Origin of the sequence: Rhodococcus sp. SORGH_AS_0301 (assembly GCF_030818285.1) — a bacterium.
Classification (GTDB): domain Bacteria; phylum Actinomycetota; class Actinomycetes; order Mycobacteriales; family Mycobacteriaceae; genus Rhodococcoides.
Genome location: NZ_JAUTAC010000002.1, coordinates 3,917,831 through 3,933,972, shown reverse-complemented (window position 1 = coordinate 3,933,972; position 16,142 = coordinate 3,917,831). Strand labels below are relative to the sequence as shown.

The following is a 16,142-nucleotide window of genomic DNA, read 5'->3' as shown; positions in this document are numbered from 1 at the left end:
GGACACAGTGTGGTCGCGGCTCTGGCTCGACCCTCGCTTTCGCCATTGTGTGCCATTACCGTGGAGCCATGTCGGGTCTCATCGAGGACACTGCGCCCATCCGCCCCCGCGACGAGGGTGCGGACACCGCCACGCTCGACCGCGTGCCGCTCACCGCGTTCGAGCCGGACAGCAGGGCTCGCGGCGGCATCGTGGTGTTGCACGAGGCGCGCGAGCTCCCGCAGGCACTGCTCGAGTTCATGCGCTCCCTCGCCGCCGACGGCTGGCTGGTCGCAGCGCCGCACCTGTTCCACCGGGCAGCAGGGGACGACGAGGTATTCGGCACGCCATTGTTCGAGGACTTCGACGCCACCGTCGACTGGCTGCAGAGCCGGGGCGTTCCGACCGACTGCATCGGCGTCATCGGATTCGACGACGCCGGAACCGCAGCCGCCCTGGTGGCCACCGATCGAGCCATCGGTGCGGCGGTGAGTGTCGCGGCTCCCGGCATCGTCGAGGCGCTGACCACGGATGCGCTCGCTCTCGTCGACGCGGCGGCATCCCTCAAGGCGCCCTGGCTCGGTCTCTACGGACGCGACGACGTCCGCACTCCCGTGGAGCACGTGGAGCAGTTGCAGGAGGCCGTGTCGAAGGCGTCCGTCGCCACGCTCGTCGTCAGTTACGCCGGTGTCGAGCATCGTGCGGACGAGGAATCCGCCGTGTCGGAGGAGTCGGCTGGCGAGGAGGCGATCGTCGACGCCCAACGTCGCATCTTCGACTGGTTCGACAGTCATCTCCGATAAGACCGCCCCACCAGCCGTTTTGCGTCTACTCCGGCGCGTGTGTAATCTTCCTTCTCGGCGGTTCGCAAGGACCGGTGCCCTCGAAAGAGGTCCAGGAGGCGTGCCAGAGCGGCCGAATGGGAGTCACTGCTAATGACTTGACCCTTCACCGGGTCCGGAGGTTCAAATCCTCTCGCCTCCGCCACTTTCGACTTCGGTCGGAGGACAACTGAACAGCACCACAGCATGCGCCCGTAGCTCAACGGATAGAGCACCTGACTACGGATCAGGAGGTTAGGGGTTCGAATCCCTTCGGGCGCACCACAGAGAGCCGGTACCAGGATCATCCTGATACCGGCTTTCTGCATGTACGGGTCCGGCACCTCTGTGTACTATGCGATGGAACATATAACCGGGTTCCGGCCCGCCACAGGGGGAGTGTGTCGTGACCGAGTTTCAGACCATCACTGTCGAACCGCGTGGGCACGTCCTGCACATCGGGCTGAACAGGCCGTCGAAGCGGAACTCCTTCACCACCGACATGATCCGCGAGCTGTCGACGGCCTACGGAATGGTGGAGGAGGACGACGACCTCCGTGCCGGCGTGCTGTTCGCCCACGGTGAGCACTTCACCGCCGGTCTCGATCTCGTGGACGTCGCCCAGCACCTGACGGGCGATCGCCTGCCGTTCGCCGAGGGTGGGCGAGATCCGTGGCGCCTCGACGGGACGTGGACCACTCCGGTGGTGACGGCGGTGCACGGCTGGTGCATGACGCTCGGCATCGAATTGCTGCTGGCGTCCGACATCCGGGTCGCCGCAGCCGGAACTCGTTTCTCCCAGATGGAAGTTCAGCGCGGTATCTATCCCTTCGGCGGGGCGACCCTGCGCTTCCCTCGCGAGACCGGCTGGGGGAACGCGATGCGGTGGATGCTCACCGGCGACGAGTTCGACGCCGAGGAGGCTCATCGCATCGGGCTCGTGCAGGAGGTCTGCGCAGATCCCGCGGCGACGATCGAGCGCGCGATCGAGCTCGCTCACCGCATCGCGGAGACCGCTGCGCCACTCGGTGTGCGGGCCACGCTCGAGTCCGCGCATCGCAGCCTGATCGAGGGGGACGCGGCCGCGGCTGCGCAGCTGCTCCCCGACATCCGGGCACTGTTCTCGACGTCCGATGCGGCCGAGGGGATGCTGTCGTTCGTCGAGAGACGGCAGGCCACCTTCACCGGCAGGTGATACTCATCGGATCCACACCACGAACGGAGCATCGGTGACGACGTCGGACGAACGCAGACTCATGGCCCTCGCGGCAGTGGCGGGTGTCGCGCAGAACGCGATCGCCCTGCCCTACGTCCGGAAGCACGGGACACGATCCGCCGCCGACTTCTTCGTCGGGAAGATCTGGTCCACTGTGCCCGGACGGTTCGCGATGGTGGACCTCATCCTCGTGGTGATCGCCTTCCACGTCTGGGCGTTGCCGGAGGCGCGGCGTCTCGGCATCGTCCGGTGGTGGCTGGTCACGGTGCTCCTCACCTTCGGCGTGGGCATAGGATCTGCGATCCCGTTCTTCCTCGCCGTGCGCGCGCGGACGGTCCGCCTCGCGGGCTGACGATCGACGAGAGCCGCTTCGATAGGGTTCTCGCGTGGCAGAGGACGTGGATCGCGTCTACGGCGGACGGTCGATGACGGATCGACGTGCCGACCGGCGACGACGGTTCCTGCAGGCCGGCATCGAGGTGATCGGCGACAAGGGGTACGCCGCGACGTCCGTCGCCGACATCTGCTCGGCCGCGGGTCTGGCACGCAGCCAGTTCTACAGCGAGTTCGCCAATCGCGAGACGCTGCTCGTCGCCGTGTACGACCTCGTGCAGGACGATGCCCTCGCCGCGGTCGTCGCCGCGCTCGCCGACGCGACGGACCGCACCCGACGAGCGCTCGTCGTCGCCGCGATGACCGCGCTGATCGAATCGTTGGGACGGGACCCACGTCGGGCACGCATCTCGTACCTCGAGATGGTCGGGGTGAGTGACGACGTCGAGCAGCACCGCAGCAGGCGCCGCGCGACCTGGGCCGAGTTCATCGAGGCGACGCTCCGTGCCGAGATCGGCGCCGACTTCGTCCCGCCGGGCGGTCACCGGCTCGCCGCCACGGCCTTCCTCGGGGCGCTCACCGAGTTGGTGTCGGACTGGTCGCGCACCCCGCCGCCCCGGCCACGCGTGGACGGGATCGTCCAGACGATGATCGCCGTCCTCGGCGCGTTCGTTCCTGACCTCGATCGATAGCGGGGATTGTTATCCAGCCCACAACGCTCTACAGTCCTGATCACAATCATGGACACGCGTGTCCAACATGTTGGATGTGCTGAACACTGTTGCCGGGCGCACATACGACTGCTGTCGAGGCTCGGCGCAGAAAGAGTGAGATCGATGTCCGCTCGTCGGTTCCGTCCTTCGTACGCACTTGCGGTGGTGGTGGCCGCCGTGGCGGTGTCCGCGACGGTGGTCACGCCCGTGTCCGCGGCGCCCACCTTCCCTGCGATCCCTGAGTTCGACACCGACTTCTACCTGCCGCCCGACGCCGTGGTCGCCGCCGCCGCACCGGGAGAGATCATCGCCGCGCGTCCCGTGGACCTGGCCACGCTGAATCTGATCCCGACGCAGGTCGACGCCTGGCAGTTGTCGTACCGGTCGAACAACGGCCGGGGCGAGCCGATCCCGGCGGTGACCACCGTCATCACCCCGCGCGGCGCCGCCTCGGCTCCGCGTCCGCTGCTCTCGGTGCAGATGGCCGAGGACTCACTGGCCGCGTACTGCGCGCCGTCGTACGTCATGCGCCAGGGTGCGATCCCGTGGCCTCTGACGGGTGCCGTGACGTCCGGCGTGCAGTTCCTCGAAGTGCAGGCAGCGCTGGCCCAGGGCTGGGCGGTGTCGGTTCCGGACCATCAGGGGCCGAACAACGCGTTCGCCGCCGGGCCGGTCGCCGGACGCATCACGCTCGACGGCATCCGGGCGGCGGAGAGTTTCGCTCCGATGGGACTGTCCGGGGTGGACACGAAGGTCGGGATGAGCGGCTACTCGGGCGGAGCGATCGCCACCGGACACGCCGCCGAACTCGCCGGGACCTACGCCCCGGAGCTGAGCATCGTCGGCGCCACGGAGGGCGGCACCCCCGCCGAGCTCGCCGCCCTGGTGAACAACGCGAACAACGCGCTCGGATCCGGCATCGTTGCGGCCGGCATCATCGGCGCCAGCCGTGAGGACCCCGACTTGGCGCGATTCGTGGACGAACACATCGATCCCGCGGGTCGGGCCCTCTTCGCGGCCAAGGACAACCTGTGTGTGGGGTACACCTCAGCCCTGCTGCCGTTCCTGAACCTGAAGGGTTTCCTGCGGACCGAGGGGGATCCGTTGGAGCAGCCGGTGGTGAAGAAGTCCCTGGACGCGCTGAACCTCGGTGGCACGACGCCGACGATGCCCGTCTACGTCTACCACTCGAACCCGGACTGGTTGGTTCCCGTGGGGCCGGTGAACGGGATGGTCGACGCGTACTGCAGTCGGCCCGGAGCGAACGTCACCTACACCCGCGACCACTTCAGCGAACACCTGTCGCTGGAGGTGATCGCGTTCCCGAGTGCCGTTCTGTGGATGCGTGATCGGTTCGCCGGTGTACCTGTGGAGCCCGGTTGCCGTACCGCCGACGTCGGGTCCATGGCACTGGACGAGCGCACCTATCCCGTCTGGGTCGATGCTGTGGGCGAGATCGTCGCGGGTCTGTTCGGGAAGCCGATCGGGGGATGAGGCACCTCGTGTGACGCCCGCGACGGGCCGGTCAGAGTCCCCGGTCCGGAGCGCCCATGTCACCGGTCGTCGGCGTGCCGTCCGCCAGCGTGTACTGCAGTAACACGGTGCCACCGGGGCTCGCCTGCGGTGGGGCCACGAGGGCGAGGCTCGTCGGCAGAGCGCCGGTGTCGAACACCGTCTTTCCGACACCCAGCACGATGGGGTGCAGCCACAGGTCGAGGCGGTCGAACAACCGCTCCCGCAGCAGCGTCTGCACCAGGTCCAGACTGCCCACGACCTTGATGTCCTGATGCCGCTCTCGGATCTCGCGCACCGGTCGGTAGATCCGGGCCCAGTACCGAGGATCCGGCCCAGTCGAGCGTGCGCGGATCGCGCGAGGCGACGTACTTGGGAATCCCGTTGAAGAGACTCGCGATGCCGTCGTCCGGTCCGCCCTGCTGGTGCGGCCAGTACGACGCGAAGATGTCGTACGTCCGTCGCCCGAGCAGTAGCGCATCGGTGCCGCGGTAGGCCGCATCGATCTGCGCGCCGGTGACGTCGTCGATCAGCGGCGCCTGCCAGCCGCCGAACGGGAACCCGTCCGGGTCCTCGTCGGGTCCGCCGGGAGCTTGCCCGACGAGGTCGAGCGTCGCGAACATCTCGATGGTGATCGTTCCCATGGCGTCACTCCTCGGTTGCGTGTGACGAGATGGACCACCGAGCGGTTCGGAAGTCATCGCGGAGGGCCGTCGCGATTCACACGCTCCGCGCCGCCAGGCCGCCGTCGACGGGGAGGCAGACCCCGTTGATGTAGGCCGCGTCGTCCGAGGCGAGAAAGACAGCCGCATTGGCCACGTCCTGTGGCGTGCCCATCCGTCCGGTCGGACTCGCGGCATGGCGGGCGGCCAGTGCGGTCTCGCGGGACGCGTCGTCCACCAGGGTGTGCGAGACCAGGGGTGTGTCTATCAGCCCCGGCAGGATCGCGTTGACCCGGACGCCGAACGCGGCGTACTCCAGCGCCAATGCCACGGTCAGCTGATTCACTCCGGCCTTCCCGGCGGCGTAGGCGGGATAGGAGTACCCGGTGTACCGGATGCTCGCCAGCGAGGAGACGTTCACAATCGCGCCGCCCCCCTCCGAGAGCATCCACGGAATCGTGTACTTGCAGGTGAGGAACACCCCGGTGAGATTGAGCGACAGCGCGGCGTTCCACCGGTCGAGGCTCAGCTCGGTGACGTGTCCGGTGGTCACCGACCCGACGTTGTTATGCAGGATCGTGGGCGGCCCGACGGCGTGTGCGGCGGCGTCGACAGCGTCGCGAACGCCGTCCTCGTCCGTGATGTCCGCCGCGATCGCCATCGCTCGTCCGCCGTCGTTCACGATCTCCTTCGTCGTCAGTTCGGCCTCGGCGCGGTCCCGGTCGATCGCCACCACCGTCGCCCCGGCCCTGGCATAGGCGAGTGCGGCGGCGCGGCCGTTGCTCATGGCTGTTCCGCTCGACCCTGCGCCGAACACGAGCACGACACGGCCGGACAGTGACGGTGGCATGGCGGGCTCCGGATTCCGAGGGCGAATGTGACCTCTCGATGGTCGTCGACGGGTGGGGCCCAGAACCAGCGCGCCGCGTCGAGCGACAGCGCGAAACTTCCACCATCTGTAGGAAGAACTGGGAGGGTGACATTCATGACGGGCACCCCGAGCGTCGATGCTCGCCTCTTGGAGCTGATCGATGCTCTGGCCGAACATCTCGGCCGGTCGGTCGTGGTCGACGACCCGGCAATCCGGTTGATCTGTGCGAGCAGGCATTTCGGTGACGAGGATGCCGTGCGCGTCCGCGCGGTGTTGCAACGCGACGCCGGTGCCGACGTCGGCCGGTACGTTCTGTCCCGAGGCGCCGGACGGTGGCACGGAGCGCACGTCCTCGAGGCGAGCCAGGACCTGGGGCTGAACGCGCGGCTGTGTGTGCCGCTGCACGGGCCGGGATGGTTACTCGGTTTCCTCATGGTCATCGATGCCGACGGTTCTCTCACTCCGGACGAGATCCGGCACATCGAGAAGGTGAGCCGGGACGTCGCATCCGTGATGCATGCAGGCGTCATCGCATCCGGCGAGGACTCCGTCGAACGGACGGCAGCGTTGCGCGATCTCCTCGGCGACGACGAGGCCGCCCGGCGCGCCGCCGAGGCGTGGTTCGTGAGGAACGGGGGGCCGACGGGGTCGGCGTGCGTGACCGTGGTGTCGTTCGTCGTCACCACGCTGGGCACGCCGGACGCCTCGGTCGCGACGGCGCTGCAGGTGGCCGTCGACATGGCGGCGCGGACGCGCGGTGTCGCGGCGCAGCACCTCGTCGACGACGACCGCGCGATCCTGTTACTCGCGTCGGAAGCGGTTCCGACGCGCGCGGGAACGCTCGAGCACGTTCGCCGGGTGACGGAGGGCCTCGATCGGGTGCTCGGCGCCGGCTCCTATCGCTGCGCCGTCGGCGTCGGCATCTCGACCGAGGGACGCGCAGGCGCGTGGCGTGCTCGCCACCGCGCGGACGTCGCGTCACGAGCACCGTCCGCCGGCGCCGTCTTCTGGGACGACCTCGGGGTGGACGCGGTGCTGCTCGAGCTCCCCGCCGAGGTGATGGTTCCGGAATCCGTCCCCGCACCGCTGCGCCGCCTCATGGAGAAGGACCCGTCGGGACGGCTGACGTCGACGCTGCGGTCGTTTCTCGACCACGGTGGTTCCGTCGCGAGGACGGCCGCCGAACTCCACATGCATCGGACGTCGCTCTACTACCGGTTGGACCGGATACGGGAGATCACGTCGCTCGATCTCGACTCGGGACGGGATCGGCTGCAGCTGCATCTGGGGCTGCACCTACATGACCTGACCTCGCAGTTCCGACATAACGAGGATCGTGGCACCGCGCATCCCGACGGACAGAGGTGGTGACACAGGTCACCATGGCGCGACACTCGTTCAGTCGGTGTCTCCGCCGGCACCGACCCGAGGAGCCGCAACCATGATGGTCACCACCAGCGACGGGTGTGCGCTCGACGTCAGAGACAGCGGTCCCGGATCAACCGGTGACACCCTGGTGTTGATGCACGGATGGTCGCAGTCACGGGCGATGTTCGACCGCGTGATCCCTCTGCTCGCACCCACGCATCGGGTGGTGTCTTTCGACCTCCGTGGTCACGGACTGTCGGGCAAGCCGGCGACGGGCGCGCGCGTCGCGCGGCTGGCAGCCGATCTGCACGAGGTTCTCGACGCCCTCGCGGTGGATCGAGCGTGCCTGGTCGGACACTCGTTGGGGGCCTCGGTCGCCTGGAGCTACCTGGACACTCACGGATCGTCCCGCGTCGACTCCCTCGTCGTCGTGGACCAGCCGAGCGCCTGCGCCGTCCTGCCGTGGATGACAGCCGAGGACGGCAGGGATGCGGGTGCGATCCTGGACGTCGCCGGTGCCGACGCTTTCGTGGCATCGCTGACGTCTCCCGAGAGCGACGCGATCCGCCACGCGTTCCTGGTGTCGATGCTCTCCCCGGACATCGGAGCCGACGACGTGGAGTGGCTCTACCGGGAGAACCTTCGGATGCCGGCCGCGTGGGGTGCGCGGCTCCTGTTCGATCACATCATGCAGGACTGGCGAGACGTGTTGCCCGGCATCGACGTTCCCACCCTCGTGATCGGCGGCGCGGTCAGCCACGTGTCGACCGCGTCTCAGGCCTGGACTGCCGACCGCATCCCCGGCGCCGAACTTCGCGTTTTCACCAGAGCCGAAGGGGGCAGCCACTTTCCGTTCTTCGAGAATGCCGCATCCTTCGCCCCCGTGCTCCTCGACTTCCTCGCCGCACACAGTGTTCCGTCGGGTGCTCAGCGCACCGCCGCAGCCGTCTGACCGAGCACCTCGATCAACCCCTCGAGATCGGGCTCGTCGTCGGTGGGGTGGGCGACGACCGTCGTGATGCCGAGGTGCCCCAGGCGGGCGACCTCGTCCGCCACCTCCGCCGCGCCGCCCGTGACCGCGAGCCCGCTCGCATCGGATTTGCCCCAGCGCGCGACCTCGTCGCGAATGCGGTCGTCCGCGCCGGCGCCCACCGCCACCAGTCGAGGCGCGATGACGCGATGGTCGGCGGAGCGCCGCGCTGCGCTCACCTCGGCACACGAGGCGGCCAGCTCGTCGTCCGACATCGCGGCCGCGAACAAGGTGCCGTCCGAGTGGGATGCCGCGTAGCGCAGCGTCTTCGGACCGGTACCGCCGAGAAAGAACGGTTCGTCGGGCGCCGGCCACTGCAGCTGCACGGCATCGAGGGTGACGTACCGGCCGTCGACGGTGACCTCCTCCCCGCGCAGCAGCGCCTGTAGAGCGGTCGAGTACTCGTCCAGCAGCGTCATCGGAGACGCGACGCGGGCGCCGACCTGCCCCATCCAGTGCTGCACGCCGTGTCCGGCACCGGCGAGGAACCGGCCGGGGAACAGTCGATGCAGCGACGCGACCTCCATGGCGCACAGCGCGACGTTGCGCAGCGGCGCGGGCATGAGTCCGAGGCCGACCTGGATGCGCTCGGTGCTCGCCAGCACTGTGGCCGCGGTCGTCAGCCCACCGTGGCTGAAACAGTCCTCCCACAGCCAGAACTCGTGGAGTCCCGCCTTTTCCGCGGCGCGTGCGGCCGCGATGAGCCGGGCAGGGTCGTGGGCGGGGGTGAACACGATGCCGAGTCTCGTCACGAGTCAGTCGTAGCAGATCGAGCGCCCGCCGTGGGCGCGTCGGTTCGTTCGAGGCCGAGACGTGCCGCGACCGTGGCCATCGCCGTCACGAGATCGGGCGGGGAGACGTCCTCGAGGTCCGCGTCGAACCGTGCGAGGGACGCGGCCACGGCGACCCACGACCACGAGCCGACCGTCACGCGGCACCGCTCTGCGTCGACGTGTTCCACGGACTCGTCCGACTCGGTGAGGAACGGCCGCAGCGCCTCGGCCGGCAGACGGACGACCGCCTCGCCGACGCAGGGCCAGGTACCCGTCTCCGATCCGCGGAGTCGCGCCTGGAGCAGGCGACCGGCGGAGCCGCCCGGGACGGGCCGCGGTGTGAAGCGTCGGCCGGTCGGTGGGCGCAGCTCCATGCGATCGAGTCGGAAGATGCGCCAGTCGTCGCGCGCCAGATCCCATGCCACCAGGTACCACCGCGCCCGCGCGGTCACGACGCCGTAGGGCTCGACGTGTCGCGACGAGGACTCGGAGGACGGGGATGTGTATGCGAACCGCAGTGCCTCGGTGCCGACCGCACCGGCGACCGCCAGCAGTGTTCGGCTGTCGACCATAGGCGCGGACTCGGGCGGAGGCGTCGTCGCCACGCGGTCGAGTCTGTGGCGCAACCTGCTCGGGAGCACCTGACGCACGGTGGCGAGAGCTCGGGCGGCAGGCTCGGCCACGTCCACGCCGAGTGACGTGGCACCGCCGAGGGCGACGGCGAGTGCCACCGCCTGGTCGTCGTCGAAGAGCAGAGGCGGAAGGTCGGCGCCCGCGTCGAGGCGATAGCCCCCGTCGGGCCCCTTCGCGGACGACACCGCGTATCCCAGCTCGCGGAGCCGGTCGACGTCCCTCCGGACGGTCCGTGGACTCACCTCGAGTCGACGAGCCAGTTCCTCGCCCGGCCAGTCCCGTCGGTGCTGCAGCAACGACAGCAGCGTGAGCATGCGTGACGAGGGTGCGGGCATGCCGCCGATACTGCCCGAAGAAGCGGACAGAAACTGGCCGCTTCGACCGACACAGTGGGTCTGCAGGCGGTGATCGCCGCCCGCGAGAGACCACCCACGAGGAGAACCCCCATGACCGTGACCAGCACCCTGCATCTGAACTTCGACGGCCACGCGCGCGCCGCGCTCGAGTACTACCACTCGGTGTTCGGCGGCGATCTCGTCGTGGTCCCGTACGGCGACACGAGCCCAGATCAGGCCGACCAGGTGGTGTGGGGCCAGGTCTCCTCGCCGGACGGCTTCCACGTGATGGCCTACGACGTGCAGCACGACCTCGTGCGGGACGCGGGCCGCAACGCCTTCTATTTCTCGTTGCGCAGCACCGACGCCGACGCGATCACCGGCTACTGGACGGCGCTCGCTGCGGGGTCGACCGTCGAGGTGGAACTCGGTCCGTCGGTATTCTCCCCGCTGTACGGCAAACTCACCGACCGCTTCGGTGTCGTCTGGATCATCGACGTCATGGTGCCGTACGGCGGCTGAACCGGGCCCAGTTGTCGTGCAGCACAGCGCGGGACCAGTCGTCACCGAGTCCGAGGCCGACCACGCTCTCGACCGCGTGCGCGTACGAGTACGGGATGTTGGGGAAGTCGCTGCCGAACACGATCTTGTCCTGCAGGTCGCGCAGGCGCGGCAACGCCGATCGCGGGTAGGGCGCGAGCTGTTCGGTGAAATGGGTGAACACCATCGTGGTGTCGAGCCCGACGTTGTCGAACGTCTCGGCCAGGGTGAGGAAGTCCTCGTACTCGGGCATGCCCATGTGTGCGATCAGCAGGGTGAGTGTCGGAAAGCGGTGCAGTAGTGCGCGAATCGGGTCCGGTCCGGTGTGGCGACCGGGTTCGGGTCCCGATCCGCAGTGGATGACGACGGGAACGGCGGCGTCGTCGAGAACCGCCCACACGTCGTCCAGGTACGGATCGTGGACGTCGATGTCGCCCACCTGCACATGGCATTTCAGCACCCCGACCCCGTCCTCGACGGCGGTACGGACGTACCGAGCAGCGTCCGGTTCGGGGTGAAAGGTGGCGGTGCGTACACAGTCGGGTGTCCGGTCCGCGAACTCCGCGGCCCACCCGTTCAACCACTCCGCCATGCCGGGCTTGTGCGGGTACAGCAGGGACGTGAACGTCCCTACCCGGTACCTGCGCAGCAGGTCGGTGCGTTCGTCCTCGTCCACGCGGTACTCGATCGGCCACGCGGTGCCGAGGCGGTCGTCCACGGAGTCGAAGTAGTTCCACACCTTGGCCAGAACGCTGTGCGGCATGAAATGCGTGTGCACGTCCACCAGTGACTCGAGGCGGAGGTCGTCGAGCACTCGGTGGACCCGGCGGATGTCGTCGTCACGGTTCTGCACGGGATCGATCCTCGCATCGCCGGGGCGGCCGCGACGGCACTCCGGACCCTTGACTTTGCGGACACTGCGTGTCTGTAATAAGACGATGACGGGATCACTGCAGGGACGAGTCATCGCCATCACCGGTGGCGCACGGGGAATCGGCCTCGCGACGGCGCGCGCGCTGGTCGCCGCCGGCGCCAGGGTGGCGATCGGGGACGTGGACGCGGACGCCCTCGCCGCCGGGGCCGAATCCGCGCGGGTGCACCTGCACGGAGCACTGGACGTCACGGACCCGGCGTCCTTCGACGCCTTCCTCGACCGGGTCGAGCGTGAGCTGGGCCCGGTCGACGTCCTGGTCAACAACGCCGGAATCATGCCGGTCGGGGCGCTGACGGACGAGCCGGACGCGGTGGCACGCCGGATCATGGACGTGAACGTGCACGGCGTCATCATCGGCACCAAGTCGGCGCTGCACCGCATGGTGCCGAGACGGCGCGGACACGTCGTCTCCATCGCCTCGATGGCGGGTGAGACGGTGGCGCCAGGCCTGGCCACCTACTGCGCCAGCAAGTCTGCGGTCATCGCGTTCACCGAGGCGGCGAGGGTGGAGTACCGATCCTCGGGCGTCGAGTTTTCCCTGGTCCTGCCGTGGTTCGTCAACACCGAACTCACGGCGGGAACGAGAGACGTGCCCTTCATGAAGAAGGCCGAACCCGAGGACATCGCGCAGGCGGTGGTCCGGCTCGTCGAGAAGCCGCGACCCAAGGTGCGCATCCCGGCCTCGGCCGGCGCGATCGTCGTCAGCCAGCGCTTCATGCCGCGCCGACTCGGTGAGTTCGTCAGTCGCCGTTTCGGATCCGAGCAGATCTTCCTCGGCGACGTGGACGCGGAACGGCGTCGCGCGTACGAGGACAGGGCGCGCGGGCAGTCGTCCGCTCCCGAGTCGACGCGCTAGCGGCGCACGCTCGCCAGCACCGCGTCGACCAGTCCGTCGATGTACGTGTCGTCCGCGGTGGCGGCGGACGGCGCCTCGGTCGCATCGTGTGCGAACAACACCCGGCTCAGAACGGCGCCCGTGAGCATCTCGAGCAGCAGTGTGGTCCGCACGTGTTCCGGTAACTCGCCGCGGGACACGGCGCGGCGGACGATGTCTCGGGTCGCGACGAATCTGCTCGTGCTGATGGTGGCGGTCAGCGCCTCGAGGAGATCGGGATACACGCGGGCGTCGAGGGCCACGCGTACGGCGATGAGCCCCGAGGAGTCTCGATAGCCCCGCAGGAGTTGACGAGCCAGTTCCGTGAGATCGCCTGTCAGGGTGCCGGTGTCGATGGGGTCGACGAGGGGGAGCACGTTCTCCAGGGCCCCGGTGAGGAGTGCCTCCTTGGTGGGCCACCGACGGTAGATCGCCGCGCGGCCCACGCCACCGCTCTTGGCGACGGCATCGATGGTGAATCCCGCCCACCCGGTGCGCCAGTACACGTCCACGACGGCGTCGTACACCCGCGATTCCATGGCGGGGTCGCGTGGCCGCCCCCGTCGCGCCGTGCCGTCGGTCGACTCCATGCCATCAGATTACAGACAACTGGTGTCTGTAATATGGTGATCCCATGTCACAGGAAGCAGACCGCATTCCGGTCGTCGTGGGTGTGGGCGATGTCGTGTCCGGCAGCGCCGGCGCTGCGGCCGACCCCGTGGAGCCGATGGAGCTCGTGCTGCGCGCGGTCCGTGCTGCGCTCGACGACAGCGGAACGTCGGCGCTCGGCGCCGCGGTGGACGCGATCCACGCCGTGCGCACGACCAGCTGGAACTACGACGATCTCCCGGCTCTGATCGCCGCACGGCTGGGGGCATCCGCCCCGACGCGGTCCACCAGCACCATCGGCGGTCACCACCCCGCGCGCCTGATGGACCGAGTGGGGCACGACATCGCCGCCGGTCGCAGCTCCGTGGCACTCGTCGTCGGCGGCGAGACGCAGGCATCCGTGCGAGCGCTGACGAAAGCCGGAACGGATCCCGTCGAGCTCGGCTGGGCCGTCGCACCGGGCGGCCCGCCGACCTTCGCACCGGACGACCTCGGCAGCGCCGAGATGCAGCGAGCGGGCATCCTCGCCCCCGTCCAGATCTATCCGCTGTTCGACCGCGCTCGGGCCGACCGTCTCGGTCTGCGACCCAGCGAGTCACTGACGGCGTCGGCAGAGCTGTACTCGCGGTTCTCCGCTGTCGCGGCGCGACATCCGGTCGCGTGGAGTCCGGTCGAGCGGTCGCCCGACGACATCGCCGGCGTGGACGCGTCGAACCGCGCGGTGTCCGACTGCTATCCCCTCGCCATGAACGCCATGCCGTTCGTCGACCAGGCCGCCGCGGTGCTGGTGTGTTCGCTGGCGGCAGCGCGCGCGGCCGGGGTGGACGAGGACCGCATCGTGTACCTGTGGGGCGGCGCCGGTGCGTCCGATGCCCCGGACATCGTGGCGCGCAGCACCTTCGATCATTCACCGGCGCTCCGAGCGGCGGTGCGCACCACCCTCGCCGCGGCGGGTGTCGCGGGTGCCGATCTCACCTTCGTCGATGCCTACAGCTGCTTTCCCGTCGTCCCTCTCCTGTTGATGGACGAGCTGGGACTGTCGTCGGATGCCACTCCCACGGTCCTGGGCGGCCACTCGTTCTTCGGTGGGCCGCTCAGCAGCTACTCGTTGCACGCGGTCGCGGAATCGACCCGGCTGCTGCGACAGTCCCGCGGCGGACGCGCTCCGGCGATCGCGATGGTGCATGCGAACGGCGGCTACCTCACCCACCAGCACACCATCCTGTTGTCGACCGATCCGCACGAGGCCGGATACGTCGGGAACCCCGATGCGGTGAGCGTGTCGGCGACAGCGGTACCCGTGACGCACGGCCACAGCGGTCGCGCGATCGTCGAGACGGCGACTGTCATGTTCGGGCGCGGCGGGGAACCGGAACAGGCGCTCGTCATCGCCCGCACACCCGAGGGTGACCGCATCGCCGGTCGTACCGGGGCGGACGCCGCGGCGGCGCTTCATCGAGTGGTCACCGACCGCGACGTCTCACCGGTCGGCCTCACGATCGACGTGGTGGACGAGGGCGGGAACCTGGACATCACCCTCGACTCGATCACGGCGAACGGCAGGGGAGTGCGGGCATGAGCGATCAGGACGTGGTTCTCACGGAACGGCGCGGACACGTGCTGCTGGTGACGTTGAACCGCCCCGCCGCGGCCAACAGCGTGAACGCAGAGGTGCACACCCTGCTGGGCGAGGCGTGGGAACTGGCGGACGGCGACGAGTCGATCCGTGCCGTCGTGCTCACGGCGGCAGGCTCCGGCACCTTCTGCGGCGGAGCCGATCTGAAGGCACTCGGCACGCGGGGTCCCGACGGCGTGACCCCTCCGGAGACGGCACACTGGGGCTTCGCCGGCGTCACCAGGCACCCGATCTCCACGCCGATCGTCGTCGCGGTCACCGGGAACGCGCTCGGGGGTGGGACCGAGATCGCGCTGTCCGGTGATGTCGTGATCGCTTCCACCACTGCACGATTCGGGCTTCCCGAGGTGCATCGCGGGCTGATCGCGGGAGCGGGCGGACTCTTCCGGCTGGTCGACGCGATCCCGCGAGCGATCGCGATGGAACTGATCCTCACCGGTGAGCCCATGAGTGCGGACGACGCGGCGCGGTGGGGACTCGTCAATCGTGTGGTGGAACCGGACGCCGTTCTCGACACGGCGCTTCGGTTGGCGGAGACCATCGCGGCGGGAGCGCCTCTCGCGATTCGCGCCAGCAAGGTCATCGCCCGGGGCATCGTCGACGGGCGCATCCCGTCCGAAGCGGCCGCATGGGAGGAGACCGACCGCGCGCTCGCGCAGTTGTCCACGTCCTCCGACACGGTCGAGGGGATCATGGCGTTCATGGAGAAGCGCGAACCCCGGTGGACGGGGCGCTGATCGGCGCACGACGTCTCGTCGCGGCGGCCGCGCTCGGGTCCGCTGCGGGTGTGGCCCTCGTGGTTCTGTTCACCATCGTGCCGCCGCCGTGGGATGCGCTCGTGAACACGAGTGCGCTGTGGGGCTTGGTGCCGTTCGCGGTGGCGGCCCGGTCGCCGCACGGACGCGGTGTGGCAGTCGGAGTCGCGTCGATGCTCGCGCTCGTCCTGGTGTGGATCCTGCTGTCGCCGAACGTGATCACCGTGCGGGAAGTGCTGGTCTTCGTCCTCGTCGGACTCGGTGCGGGGGCGGTGTGCGGCGCAGCCGGTGCTGCTGTCGGGCGTGACCGCCGTGTGAGCGGGACGGTGGTTGTGGCGGGGATCGTGCTCGGTGAGGCCGTGTACGGGACTGTCGTGGTCGGCGGTCCGCACTGGTTCGTGGAAGCCGCGCTGGCGGGCATCCTCGTGCCGGCGTGTTGCCGCACCGCGGCGACACGAGTCCGTGCGGGACTCGGTGCCGCCGCGGTGGCGGGTGCGCTGTTCGGCGCCTACTGGGCCTACGACGCGGTGCTCACCACCTGAGGGGTG

General features: G+C 69.1%; 17 protein-coding genes, 2 tRNA genes and 1 pseudogene. 14 read left to right on the top strand and 6 right to left on the bottom strand.

Features of this window, described 5'->3' with window-relative positions; translation table 11 throughout:
- The first annotated feature begins 68 nt into the window (after positions 1–68).
- The 7 genes from QE397_RS19295 (at position 69) to QE397_RS19265 (ending at position 4,556) form a co-directional block, all read left to right on the top strand.
- The gene (locus tag QE397_RS19295) at positions 69–782 is read left to right on the top strand and encodes a dienelactone hydrolase family protein (RefSeq protein ID WP_027506573.1); all 714 of its coding nucleotides are present in this window, start codon (positions 69–71) and stop codon (positions 780–782) included.
- Between the two features lie 94 nt (positions 783–876).
- Positions 877–966 (top strand) — tRNA-Ser (locus QE397_RS19290).
- 43 nt (positions 967–1,009) lie between these two features.
- Positions 1,010–1,085: transfer RNA gene (locus QE397_RS19285), tRNA-Arg, on the top strand.
- A 121-nt stretch (positions 1,086–1,206) separates the two neighbouring features.
- The gene (locus QE397_RS19280; RefSeq protein WP_027506574.1) at positions 1,207–1,995 is read left to right on the top strand and encodes a crotonase/enoyl-CoA hydratase family protein; all 789 of its coding nucleotides are present in this window, start codon (positions 1,207–1,209) and stop codon (positions 1,993–1,995) included.
- A gap of 34 nt (positions 1,996–2,029) precedes the next feature.
- Positions 2,030–2,368: a DUF2834 domain-containing protein gene (locus QE397_RS19275; protein ID WP_037186452.1), complete on the top strand. Its 339-nt coding sequence runs from the start codon at positions 2,030–2,032 to the stop codon at positions 2,366–2,368.
- A gap of 34 nt (positions 2,369–2,402) precedes the next feature.
- On the top strand, positions 2,403–3,041 hold the full coding sequence (locus QE397_RS19270; protein WP_027506576.1) for a TetR/AcrR family transcriptional regulator: 639 nt from the start codon (positions 2,403–2,405) through the stop codon (positions 3,039–3,041).
- A 144-nt stretch (positions 3,042–3,185) separates the two neighbouring features.
- A complete protein-coding gene (locus QE397_RS19265; protein ID WP_222650558.1) occupies positions 3,186–4,556 on the top strand; it encodes a lipase family protein in 1,371 nt (456 codons plus the stop codon).
- A 31-nt stretch (positions 4,557–4,587) separates the two neighbouring features.
- Here the strand turns inward: QE397_RS19265 and QE397_RS19260 are convergent.
- Both QE397_RS19260 and QE397_RS19255 read right to left on the bottom strand, forming a co-directional pair.
- Positions 4,588–5,218 (bottom strand): annotated as a pseudogene (locus QE397_RS19260) (dihydrofolate reductase family protein).
- A 76-nt stretch (positions 5,219–5,294) separates the two neighbouring features.
- Positions 5,295–6,086 (bottom strand): SDR family NAD(P)-dependent oxidoreductase, encoded by a 792-nt coding sequence (locus QE397_RS19255; RefSeq protein ID WP_027506578.1) that lies wholly within the window; start codon positions 6,084–6,086, stop codon positions 5,295–5,297.
- Between the two features lie 135 nt (positions 6,087–6,221).
- Here QE397_RS19255 and QE397_RS19250 point away from each other — a divergent pair, with 135 nt between their 5' ends.
- Both QE397_RS19250 and QE397_RS19245 read left to right on the top strand, forming a co-directional pair.
- Positions 6,222–7,478, top strand: a complete 1,257-nt coding sequence (locus QE397_RS19250) for a CdaR family transcriptional regulator (protein WP_307096756.1) — start codon at positions 6,222–6,224, stop codon at positions 7,476–7,478.
- 70 nt (positions 7,479–7,548) lie between these two features.
- Positions 7,549–8,427 (top strand): alpha/beta fold hydrolase, encoded by an 879-nt coding sequence (locus QE397_RS19245; RefSeq protein WP_037186456.1) that lies wholly within the window; start codon positions 7,549–7,551, stop codon positions 8,425–8,427.
- Here the strand turns inward: QE397_RS19245 and QE397_RS19240 are convergent.
- Positions 8,403–9,257, bottom strand: coding sequence for an LLM class flavin-dependent oxidoreductase (locus tag QE397_RS19240; RefSeq protein WP_307096754.1), 855 nt, complete (start codon positions 9,255–9,257; stop codon positions 8,403–8,405). The two genes, QE397_RS19245 and QE397_RS19240, sit on opposite strands and share 25 nt — an antisense overlap.
- Positions 9,254–10,246, bottom strand: a complete 993-nt coding sequence (locus tag QE397_RS19235) for a YafY family protein (RefSeq protein WP_307096752.1) — start codon at positions 10,244–10,246, stop codon at positions 9,254–9,256. Before QE397_RS19235 ends, QE397_RS19240 begins: the two co-directional genes overlap by 4 nt.
- A gap of 111 nt (positions 10,247–10,357) precedes the next feature.
- Between QE397_RS19235 and QE397_RS19230 the strand changes: the two genes are divergently transcribed.
- A complete protein-coding gene (locus QE397_RS19230) occupies positions 10,358–10,768 on the top strand; it encodes a VOC family protein (RefSeq protein ID WP_027506581.1) in 411 nt (136 codons plus the stop codon).
- Here QE397_RS19230 and QE397_RS19225 read toward each other — a convergent pair.
- Positions 10,746–11,639 carry an amidohydrolase family protein gene (locus QE397_RS19225; protein WP_307096750.1) on the bottom strand — a complete coding sequence of 298 codons (894 nt, stop codon included), beginning with the start codon at positions 11,637–11,639 and terminating at the stop codon, positions 10,746–10,748. The genes QE397_RS19230 and QE397_RS19225 overlap by 23 nt on opposite strands.
- 85 nt (positions 11,640–11,724) lie before the next feature.
- On the opposite strand from QE397_RS19225, the gene QE397_RS19220 reads away from it, so the two are divergent.
- Positions 11,725–12,576: an SDR family oxidoreductase gene (locus tag QE397_RS19220; RefSeq protein ID WP_222626243.1), complete on the top strand. Its 852-nt coding sequence runs from the start codon at positions 11,725–11,727 to the stop codon at positions 12,574–12,576.
- Here QE397_RS19220 and QE397_RS19215 read toward each other — a convergent pair.
- Positions 12,573–13,184, bottom strand: coding sequence for a TetR/AcrR family transcriptional regulator (locus QE397_RS19215; RefSeq protein ID WP_307096747.1), 612 nt, complete (start codon positions 13,182–13,184; stop codon positions 12,573–12,575). The genes QE397_RS19220 and QE397_RS19215 overlap by 4 nt on opposite strands.
- 44 nt (positions 13,185–13,228) lie before the next feature.
- Here QE397_RS19215 and QE397_RS19210 point away from each other — a divergent pair, with 44 nt between their 5' ends.
- From QE397_RS19210 to QE397_RS19200, 3 genes are read left to right on the top strand one after another with little or no spacing between them, the layout of a single operon-like run.
- On the top strand, positions 13,229–14,782 hold the full coding sequence (locus QE397_RS19210; RefSeq protein ID WP_307096745.1) for an acetyl-CoA acetyltransferase: 1,554 nt from the start codon (positions 13,229–13,231) through the stop codon (positions 14,780–14,782).
- Positions 14,779–15,576, top strand: coding sequence for an enoyl-CoA hydratase-related protein (locus QE397_RS19205; protein WP_222650564.1), 798 nt, complete (start codon positions 14,779–14,781; stop codon positions 15,574–15,576). The genes QE397_RS19210 and QE397_RS19205 overlap by 4 nt, the downstream gene beginning before the upstream one ends.
- Positions 15,561–16,136, top strand: coding sequence for a DUF6518 family protein (locus QE397_RS19200; RefSeq protein WP_285189647.1), 576 nt, complete (start codon positions 15,561–15,563; stop codon positions 16,134–16,136). Before QE397_RS19205 ends, QE397_RS19200 begins: the two co-directional genes overlap by 16 nt.
- Positions 16,137–16,142 lie beyond the last annotated feature (6 nt).